This window comes from Mycobacterium sp. E2327 (assembly GCF_001672675.1).
Classification (GTDB): Bacteria; Actinomycetota; Actinomycetes; order Mycobacteriales; family Mycobacteriaceae; genus Mycobacterium.
In genome coordinates this window covers 1-9,631 of the sequence record NZ_LZKE01000008.1, presented here as the reverse complement: position 1 = coordinate 9,631, position 9,631 = coordinate 1, and the positions used below count along the sequence as shown (strand labels likewise).

The following is a 9,631-nucleotide window of genomic DNA, read 5'->3' as shown; positions in this document are numbered from 1 at the left end:
TCGGATTCACGCGTAGATACCCCTCTGGTGACGAAACAAACACCGGGCGACGGCCAACGACTCGGGCGCCGCTCAGTTAAGTTATTGAAACATTAACTTACTGAATGATCGAGCGGTACGCCAGTGCTGGCGGACATGCGCTGGTTGGTCGCTAGCCCGTGCGGTGAGGTGCGTCGCCGGACGCCGTTATGGCCTCAGGAGGGGATGGCGGCGGGTTGCGCCGGCTCGTGCCGGTGTCGCCGATCGGCGACGATGCCCGAGAGCAACTGGCGCCTGGCCTTGACGATGTCGTCGAGGAGCTGAAGGGCTTCGGCCACCGATCCCACCACCTGCAAACCGTGGTCGGTGATGATGTGCAGCAGCGGGCGCATCGCAGGGCCGGCGACGACGCTGCAGTGCACCCGGGACTGGCGATGTTCGTGGTTGAGCGACAGCAGCGCCCGGAAACCGTCGAGGCTCAAAAAATCCAGCTGGCTCAGGTCGAGGATCAACGGGGTTTTCAGGCGGGAAAAACGACGGATCGTCTGGGCGAACTGGTCGGCATTCGACGCGTCGATCTCGCCATCGACGCGCAGGACGGTGCCCAGGCTGCGCGCATAAACGTAGAGCCGCGCGCCGTCGAAGTCGGCCATGTAGCGGCAGCTGGCGGGTTGTTTGTGCTGGGGAAAATCCATGGAACGGTGAGCAGTCATCTGGCGGGCCAATCGGCTGGTGAGGGGGAGCGGCAGGTGCGCCATGCACCGCGCTCGAAAAAGAAGCTGTGAACTCAACCTGGTTTACATGCTAGCCGCCGCGGCGCCCGGGCGTGGCGGAATGCGAGTGCGGATTTTCGGGGCCGCCCCGCGGACCAGGCGGGACCGCGGAGGTGGCGCGGCAACTTCCCTTGAATATTCGTTTACTGGCCGGGACGCATCCGCCTCTCGTTCGCTTTCGGACCCCTGCGGCCGGGGTTTCTCGCGGACAAGAACGGGAACCCGGCGCCGGTGGACGTTTCTGATCTTCTGGCCAAGCCCTTTCAATGGGGATCCGCACTGCGCGGTCGCCGGTTTTTCCATCCGGTCGGCGTTCTCGCCGACGGCTCGCTCGAACGCGTAGCCCCCGCGGCCGACGGGCTGCCCGTCCCGTCCTCCGGCGTCGTCGCCCGAATCTCCAAAGCCGCCGGCACCCCTGGGTTGCTGCCCGACTTCATCGGCCTGGCGCTGCGCGTCGCGCCCCAGCAGGTGGTGGCGTCGCCGTGGGACATCCTGCTGGTCTCGGCCGGTTCGGGTGTGCTGGCCCGGGCCGTGGCGCTGCGTCCGACCACGTCATGGTCCGGCCAGACGCTGACCAGCCTGATGCCCTTTCGCTATCAGGGCAGCGTTTGGTGGCTGAGGGCACGAATCATGAGTGATGTCAATGGCTTTGGATTGTCGCTGGACACCGTCGAGCAGGCCATCGGCAATACCGGCATCGACTTTGCGATTGACCAGGCCTGCGGCCGGGGCGATTTCACGCCACTGGCCCGGCTGAGCTTGACCGGCGTCCTTGACCCCGAGCCGGACGTGTCGTTCGATCCCGTCGCCAACACCGCTCCCGGGGTGAGCCTCTACCCCGATTGGCTCGCCGATCTGCGGGCCCGCGCCTACCGGCGCAGCCGCGACGGCCGGGACGCCGAGTGAGGCCCTGAACTATCGGACGCGCCCGAGCAGGTGCCGCAGGGCGGTGTCGAGGTCCGGCTGGCGAAACCGATGCCCGGCCGCGGTGAGCTTGTGGGGAAGCACTTTCTGGCTGGCGCAGGCGAGTTCGCGGGCGCCCTGCTCGCCCAACAGCAGGCGGGGCCCCAGGGACGGCACGGGCAGCAGTGCCGGCCGGTGCACGACATGGGCGAGGGTGCGGGTGTACTCGCTGTTGCGGACGGGTTGCGGCGCAACGGCATTCACCGCACCCGACAGGCCGGTGTCCCACACCGCGCGGTGGTAGACGTCGACCAGGTCGTCGATCGCGATCCAGGACAGCCACTGCCGGCCGTCGCCGAGCCGTCCGCCCAATCCCGCGCCGAACAGCGGACGCATCAACTTCAGGGTGCCGCCGCGGGGTGATTGCACGATGCCAGTGCGCACCCGCACCACCCGCGCACCGGCCGCCTCCGCGGGCGCCGTTGCGTCCTCCCACTCGGCGACGACGTCCGCCAAGAACCCGTCCCCGCGATCGCTGTCCTCGGTCAGGGATTCGTCGCCGCGGTCGTAGCCGTAGTACCCGATCGCCGAGGCCGAGACGAATGCGGCGGGCGCGGGGTGGGTTCGGGCCACCAGTTCGGCCAATCGTCGGGTCGGGCCGATCCTGCTGTCGCGGATCGCATTCCGGTGGGCGTCGGTGAACCGGCCGGCGATCGAGGCGCCGGCGAGATGGATCACCGCGTCGACCCCGTCGAGCAGGCTGGGATCCGGGTCGTCGGGATTCCACCGACGCTCGTCGTCGCCGCCGGCAGTCCCGCGGACCAGCGTGATGACGCGGTGGCCGCCCGTGCGCAGGAACGCGGTCAGTGCCGAACCGACCAGCCCCGACGCCCCCGTGACGGCGATGGTTGCGGCGCCCAGACCGGCCTCGCGGGCCAGCCGGTGCGCAGCCAGGTCGTCGGCCAGCTGGCGGTGCCGGTAGGCGAACATGGGACGCAGCAACGACCCCGGCACCGGCGTGTCGACCCGGTCGATGACCCTGGTGCGGTTGCCGCCGACATCCTCGAAGTCATGGGTGTGTCTCCACCGCACCGCGATCCGCGCCGGCAGGGCCGCCGGCCCACCGCCGCCGATGGCGTCGACGAATCGTCTTGGCGGATCATAGGAATCGGCTTGGTGCTCGGCCACCCAGCGCAGCCCCCCGGGCAGCGCGAGCGTGGCGCGCCCGTTCTCGAGCGAGTCGGCCTCGGTGAGGATGCGCATGGGCTGCCACGGCGGCGAGAGCCGGTTGAAGGCGCCGGGCCTGGCGTGCCAGGCGAATACCTCGTCGCGCGGTGCGTCGATGACGCTCGAATACTGCAGCCCCATCGATGGAACGTTAGCGGTCCGGCAGCGCGTGCTCCACGATGGGCAGGCGCGGCTGCGGCTGGCGCTCGCCGCGCTTGGCCGCCAGGTAGACCTGCGCGGTCTCCTTTGCCACCGTCCGCCAGTCGAAGTCGGAGGTGAGCCGTTCGCGGGCCGCGCGGGCCCGCCGCTGCGCGGCGTCGGGATCGTCGAGCACGGTGCGGACGGCCGTGGCCAGCGCCGCCACGTCACGGGGCGGGAAGGACACCCCGGTCTGGCCGTTGATCACGGCCTCGCCGAGGCCGCCGATGTTCGAGGTCACCAGCGGAGTGCCGGCCGCCGCGGCCTCCAGGGCGACGAGCCCGAACGGCTCGTAGTGGCTGGGCAGCACGGCCGCGTCGGCCCGATGCAGCAGCGCGAGCAGCTCGGCGTGCTCGAGGTGTCCGACGAACCGGATCGCCTTGAGCACCCGGTGTTTACGCGCCTGCTCGATCAGCCAGTCCTGCTGGGTGCCCTCCCCGGCGATGGTCAGCGTGGTGCCCGGGTGGCTGCGCCGGATCCGCGGCAGCGCGGCGATGGCGTCGTGCACGCCCTTCTCGTACTCCAGGCGCCCGAGGTAGAGCAGCTCGGCCGGGCCGGTGCGCGGCCGGCGGGGCGCGAACGGCCAGCGCGCCGCGTCAATGCCGTTGCGGATCACCGTGATCTCGGCCAGGCCGGGACCGAACAGCTCGGTGATCTCGTCGGCCATCGACGCCGAACACGTGATCAGCGAATCGGATTCGCGCACCAGCCACGATTCGACCGCGTGCACCTGTCGGCTGATCGCGCCGCTGACCCAGCCCGAATGCCGGCCGGCCTCGGTCGCGTGAATCGTGGAAACCATTGGCGCGTCGTAGAACTGGGCAAGGGCGACGGCCGGATGGGCGACCAGCCAGTCGTGCGCGTGCACGACGTCGGGACGCCACGGCCGGTCGCTGCCGTATTTCTTGAGCGACAGCCCGGCGCGGATCATCGAGTGACCCATCGCCAGGGTCCAGGCCATCATGTCGTTGCTGAACGTGAATTCGTGCGGATCGTGTGCGGCCGCGATGACGCGGACGCCCTCGCTGATCTCGTCGCAGGACGGGTGGGTGCTGGCATCGGTGCCCGTCGGCCGGCGCGACAGGACGACGACGTCGTGGCCGGCGGCGGCCAGCGCGGTCGAGAGGTGATGCACGTGCCGCCCCAGCCCGCCGATCACCACCGGCGGGTATTCCCACGACACCATCAGGATCTTCACGCGCCTACGTACCTCCGCCGCGAGAGTGCGCAAAATGCCGGCTGCAACGGCGTGTCGCTGTGCAGACACGCACGCTCGCGACGGGAAGCGACGTTCACCGGGGCAGCCTACGCGCATCCAGGGCACCGAACAGGCCGTCGGCGCGGTTCCAGCCGTCGGCCAGCCGCTGCGCGGTGTCGCGCCGGCCCGACGCCAGCGCGCCGGCGATCTCGCGGGTGGCGTGCGCGTGCAGGTGCGCGCGGTAGCGGGCGTAGTCGGCGGCCGAGTCCTTGCTGACCATGAACGGCCAGTCGCTGGACACGGTGAGCAGGGTCTCGCGCAGGATCTGGTCGGCGACGTGATCGCGGGGGAGCGGCCCGTCCAGCGACGCCGGCTGCGACCCCGCGTGCGACAAGGCCTTGTCGACCGTGCTCAGCGCCGTGTCGACCACCTCATTGTTGAGCTGCACCAGGTCGGCCACCTTCTCGCCGGCCCACACCTGCCAGTCCTTGCCCGAGCCCCACGAGCTGGGCGGCAGCGCGACCGCGTCGCCGACGAATCCGCCGGCGATCGCGTCGCTCAGGGTGCCGACGCGCACGCCGGCGGCGGGCAGCGCCCGCAGCACCCGCGCCAGCCACGTGGGGCCCTCGTACCACCAGTGCCCGAACAGCTCGGTGTCGAAGGCGGCGACGACGTGGGCGGGGCGCCCGATGCGCTCGGACTCGCTGCACAGCCGGCTGCGGACCACCTCGACGAAGTCGGCGACGTGGGCGTCGACCGCGCGGTCGGCGCGCTCGGGATCGTAGGGCGCCTTGCCTTCCGACGGCACGTTGCGCCCGGTGACCCGGGCCGGCTTGAGCCCGGTCAGGTGGTCGTAGGTGTGGAAGTCGCGGTAGGCGGCGTGACCGGGGTAGCCGGATTTCGGTGACCACACCCGGTAGCTGACCTGCAGGTCGCGCCCGAACGCGACCACGTCGGTGTCGCCGACGGGCCGGCCCAGGGCGGTGTCGCCGTGCAGCGACGGGCCGTCGACCATGAAGTGCGTGACCCCGGCGGCGGCGTAGTCGTGTTCCATGCCGGGGGCGTAGGCACACTCGGGCGCCCAGATGCCGGTCGGGACGTGCGCCAGCCGCTGCTGCGCGTCGGCGAGGCCCTCGCGCAGCGCGAACTCGCGCAGTCGCGGGTTCAGCAGCGGCTGGAACGGGTGGGCCAGCGGGCCGCCGAGCAACTCCACCGTGCCCGCGTCGATCAGCGCGCGCAGCAGCGGGCTGGCGCCGTGCCGCCAGAGGGTGGCATAGTCGTCCAGCGCCTGGTCGGCCTCGGCACATTCGCGAATTCCGAAGGCCCGCAACGCTTCCGGAGTGCAGGATTGGTAGTCCGCCGACTTCGAGCCGCGGACCGTGCGCACGCTGGCGGCTTCGGTTGCCCGCAGCCGCCAGTTCGCGAGCCAGTGATGCATGCCGTCGAGGCAGTACGGGTCGTCGAGCTGGGCGTTGACCACCGGCGTGACGCCGAGCGTGACGAGGCCGTGCCGATCCTCGTCGGCCAGCGTGCGCAGCACCCGCAGCAGCGGCAGGTAGGCCGCCGCCCAGGACTGGTAGAGCCATTCCTCGCCGACCGGCCAGCGGCCGTGGTGGGCCAGCCACGGCAGGTGGGTGTGCAGCACCAGCGTGAACATGCCGGGAACGTGCGGGGCGCTCACGGCCGCACCGCGATCGCGATCAGATCCAGGCTTTCAGCTATGTCGCGGTCGCCGGCGTCGAGGAGGTCGAAGTCGGCGCAGGTGACCGCGGCGACGTCGGCGGCCAGTTCGGGCGGCCACGGCGCGTCGGCAACCGCCCGCCGGATCTGCGCGTCGATGATCGACCCGCCGTGGCGCGCGTCCATCTCGCGCAGGCGCGGGCCATGAAACAGCCCGCAGACCACGACGTCGCGAAAGCCCGCGTCGACGAGCAGCTCGGTCAGCTCGTCGGCGTTGAGTTCGCGGGTGTGGAACGGGTTGACCGGGGTGTCGCGGCCCGGTGAGAACGTGATCCGGTTGGGGGTGGACACCATCAGCAGCCCCGACGGCCGCAGCACCCGCGCACACTCGGCGACGAATTGTGGCTGATCCCACAGGTGCTCGATGACTTGGAAGTTCACCACAACATCCATCGATGCGTCGGGCAGCGGCAGCTCCGCGAGGTTGGCCTGCATGACCTCGACGCGGGGGTAGCGGTTGCGGACGTGGGCCACCGCGGCCGCGTCGTAGTCCACCGCGACGACCCGGCGCGCCACCCCGGCGATCAGGTCGGCGCCGTAACCCTCGCCGCAGCCCGCCTCGAGCACGTCGGCGCCCGCGCAGCGCGGCGCAAGCCGCTGGTAGACGACCTGATGCCGGCGAAACCAGTAGTTCTCGATGTCCAGGTCCGGGATGGTGCGCTCGCCCGTCAGCGTCAACACCGCGTCGACCGCTGCAGGGGCCGATGCCTGCGGGCCGGGCACGTCCGAGGGGACGTCGGGGAGGAATGCGCTCATTGACTAGGCAGGCTAACGCGAAGTGTCCGATTCGCGAACCGGCGAAGTGGGCACCCCGGCCGGGAGGGGCAGACGGGCCGAAAGAACGTGCACTACGACCCGCTATGGTGTGAGAGCAGACCGCACAAAGTTACCCGCCGGTAACACGCCGTGCTGTCTTTTAATGTGCGTGGCCGAGGTCCGCAGTCGAGCGCTGTGTGACCCCTTCGAGGAGGACGAACCAGACTCATGACGAACATCGTGGTCCTGATCAAGCAGGTCCCAGACACCTGGTCGGAGCGCAAGCTCACCGACGGCGATTACACGCTGGACCGCGAGGCCGCCGACGCGGTGCTGGACGAGATCAACGAGCGCGCCGTGGAAGAGGCGCTGCAGATCAGGGAGAAGGAAACCGCCGACGGCGTCGACGGGTCGGTGACCGTGCTGACCGCCGGCCCCGAGCGGGCCACCGAGGCGATCCGCAAGGCCCTGTCGATGGGCGCCGACAAGGCCGTCCACCTCAAGGACGACGGCATGCACGGCTCGGACCTGATCCAGACCGCCTGGGCGCTGGCGCGCGCGCTGGGCACCATCGAGGGCACCGAGCTCGTCATCGCGGGCAACGAGGCCACCGACGGTACGGGCGGCGCCGTGCCGGCCGTCATCGCCGAGTACCTCGGCCTGCCGCAGCTGACCCACCTGCGCAAGCTGTCCATCGAGGGCGGCAAGGTCACCGGCGAACGGGAGACCGACGACGGCGTGTTCACGCTCGAGGCCACCCTGCCCGCGGTGGTCAGCGTGACGGAGAAGATCAACGAGCCGCGCTTCCCGTCCTTCAAGGGCATCATGGCCGCCAAGAAGAAAGAGGTCACGGTGCTGACCCTGGCCGAGATCGGCGTCGAGAGCGACGAGGTGGGCCTGGCCAACGCCGGCTCGACCGTGCTGTCGTCGACGCCGAAGCCGCCGAAGACCGCGGGCGAGAAGGTCACCGACGAGGGCGAGGGCGGCAACCAGGTCGCCCAGTACCTGGTCGCCCAGAAGATCATCTAGCACGAGCACGAAAACCACAGACGAGAAGAGCGAATAACCCATGGCTGAAGTACTGGTGTTGGTCGAGCACGCCGAAGGCGCGCTGAAGAAGGTTACGTCCGAACTGATCACGGCCGCCCGCGCGCTGGGCGAGCCCTCCGCCGTCGTGGTCGGCGCGCCGGGCACGGCGGCGCCACTGGTCGACGGCCTGAAGGAGGCGGGCGCCGCCAAGATCTACGTCGCCGAATCCGACGACGTCGACAAGTATTTGCTCACCCCGGTCATCGACGTTTTGGCGTCGATCGCCGAATCCAGCTCGCCGGCGGCCGTGCTGTTGGCCGCCAGCGCCGACGGCAAGGAGATCGCCGGCCGGCTCGCGGCCCGACTCGGCTCCGGCCTGCTGGTCGACGTGGTCGAGGTCAAGGAAGGCAACAAGGCCACCTACTCCATCTTCGGTGGCGCGTTCACCGTCGAGGCGCAGGCCAACGGCGACACCCCGATCATCACGGTGCGCGCCGGTGCGGTGGACGCCGAGCCGCAGGCCGGCGCCGGTGAAGAGGTCACCGTCGAGGTGCCCGCGCCCGCGGAGAACGCCACCAAGGTCACCTCCCGCGAGCCCGCCGTTGCCGGTGACCGCCCGGAGCTGACGGAGGCCACCATCGTCGTCTCCGGCGGTCGCGGCGTCGGCAGCGCGGAGAACTTCAGCGTGGTCGAGGCGCTGGCCGACTCGCTGGGTGCCGCCGTCGGCGCGTCGCGCGCCGCGGTCGACTCCGGCTACTACCCGGGCCAGTTCCAGGTCGGCCAGACCGGCAAGACGGTGTCGCCGCAGCTCTACATCGCGCTGGGCATCTCCGGGGCGATCCAGCACCGCGCGGGCATGCAGACCTCGAAGACCATCGTCGCGGTCAACAAGGACGAAGAGGCGCCCATCTTCGAGATCGCCGACTACGGCGTGGTGGGCGACCTGTTCAAGGTCGCCCCGCAGCTGACCGACGCGATCAAGGCGCGCAAGGGCTGATTTCGTCCGCGGCCGGGTCCATCCCCGGCCGAGAACCCAAGCGCGGCAAGCGATCCCGGGATGACGCCCGGCGTTTCGCTTGCGGTGACGAGTAATTCGTGCCGCTGCGGCGGCACCCGCGGTCCTGCGTCCGTTAACCGCGCGGTCAATTAGGCCGAAATTTCGCGATATTTCGTCATCTGACGTGCACCGACACGTCACAGCGTCGATGCCGACTAGCTCATCGGTTGCGCCACGTTGTTTCCCATGAGCATTGCTTCTGTCCTGATCGCCGCCGAAGTGCCGGACGGCACGGCGACCAGCTCGGCCGGGCCGCGCTATTCGCTGTTGCTGTCCACCGATCCCACCTTGATCGAGGCGGCGCAGCGGCTCCGGTACGACGTATTCACCAGCACGCCGGGTTTCGCCCTGCCGACCGCCGGTGCCGAGGGCCTCGACGTCGACAGGTTCGACGAATACTGCGATCACCTGTTGGTGCGCGACGACGACACCGGCGAGCTGGTGGGTTGCTACCGGATGCTGGCGCCCACCGGAGCCATCGCGGCCGGAGGGCTTTACACCGCAACGGAATTCGACGTTCGCGCCTTCGACCCGCTGCGGCCGTCGTTGGTGGAGATGGGACGCGCGGTGGTTCGCGACGGTCACCGCAACGGCGGCGTCGTGCTGCTGATGTGGGCCGGCATCCTGGCCTACCTGGACCGCTACGGCTACGACTACGTGACCGGCTGCGTGTCGGTGCCCGTTGTCAGCGCATCGGACGGGGCGGTGGGGATGCACCCGGTACTGCGGCGGCGCGGCGTGGCGGTTCAGGATGAAGTCGCGCACCCCGCG

General features: G+C 70.0%; 9 protein-coding genes. 4 read left to right on the top strand and 5 right to left on the bottom strand.

Going from position 1 to position 9,631, the window contains the following annotated elements:
- Positions 1-194 precede the first annotated feature (194 nt).
- Positions 195-632, bottom strand: coding sequence for an STAS domain-containing protein (locus tag A5712_RS00760; RefSeq protein ID WP_068100319.1), 438 nt, complete (start codon positions 630-632; stop codon positions 195-197).
- Between the two features lie 351 nt (positions 633-983).
- On the opposite strand from A5712_RS00760, the gene A5712_RS00755 reads away from it, so the two are divergent.
- Positions 984-1,658 carry a phosphodiesterase gene (locus A5712_RS00755; RefSeq protein ID WP_068100183.1) on the top strand — a complete coding sequence of 225 codons (675 nt, stop codon included), beginning with the start codon at positions 984-986 and terminating at the stop codon, positions 1,656-1,658.
- 9 nt (positions 1,659-1,667) lie between these two features.
- Here the strand turns inward: A5712_RS00755 and A5712_RS00750 are convergent, their stop codons facing one another.
- The 4 genes from A5712_RS00750 to A5712_RS00735 all read right to left on the bottom strand — a co-directional run bounded on the left by A5712_RS00750 (position 1,668) and on the right by A5712_RS00735 (position 6,774).
- A complete protein-coding gene (locus A5712_RS00750) occupies positions 1,668-3,023 on the bottom strand; it encodes a TIGR01777 family oxidoreductase (RefSeq protein ID WP_068100181.1) in 1,356 nt (451 codons plus the stop codon).
- Positions 3,024-3,033: 10 nt separating this feature from the next.
- Positions 3,034-4,278, bottom strand: a complete 1,245-nt coding sequence (locus A5712_RS00745) for a glycosyltransferase family 4 protein (protein ID WP_068100179.1) — start codon at positions 4,276-4,278, stop codon at positions 3,034-3,036.
- A gap of 94 nt (positions 4,279-4,372) precedes the next feature.
- Positions 4,373-5,935 (bottom strand): glycoside hydrolase family 57 protein, encoded by a 1,563-nt coding sequence (locus tag A5712_RS00740; RefSeq protein ID WP_068100177.1) that lies wholly within the window; start codon positions 5,933-5,935, stop codon positions 4,373-4,375.
- Positions 5,936-5,955: 20 nt separating this feature from the next.
- Positions 5,956-6,774, bottom strand: a complete 819-nt coding sequence (locus A5712_RS00735; RefSeq protein ID WP_068100175.1) for a bifunctional 2-polyprenyl-6-hydroxyphenol methylase/3-demethylubiquinol 3-O-methyltransferase UbiG — start codon at positions 6,772-6,774, stop codon at positions 5,956-5,958.
- 228 nt (positions 6,775-7,002) lie between these two features.
- Here A5712_RS00735 and A5712_RS00730 point away from each other — a divergent pair, with 228 nt between their 5' ends.
- The 3 genes from A5712_RS00730 to A5712_RS00720 form a co-directional block, all read left to right on the top strand.
- Entirely contained in the window at positions 7,003-7,803 is an 801-nt protein-coding gene (locus A5712_RS00730; protein WP_068100173.1) for an electron transfer flavoprotein subunit beta/FixA family protein, read from the top strand.
- A gap of 40 nt (positions 7,804-7,843) precedes the next feature.
- Positions 7,844-8,800 carry an electron transfer flavoprotein subunit alpha/FixB family protein gene (locus A5712_RS00725; protein WP_068100171.1) on the top strand — a complete coding sequence of 319 codons (957 nt, stop codon included), beginning with the start codon at positions 7,844-7,846 and terminating at the stop codon, positions 8,798-8,800.
- 246 nt (positions 8,801-9,046) lie between these two features.
- A partial coding sequence (locus A5712_RS00720; protein WP_156766342.1) for a GNAT family N-acetyltransferase occupies positions 9,047-9,631 on the top strand: 585 nt, incomplete at its 3' end.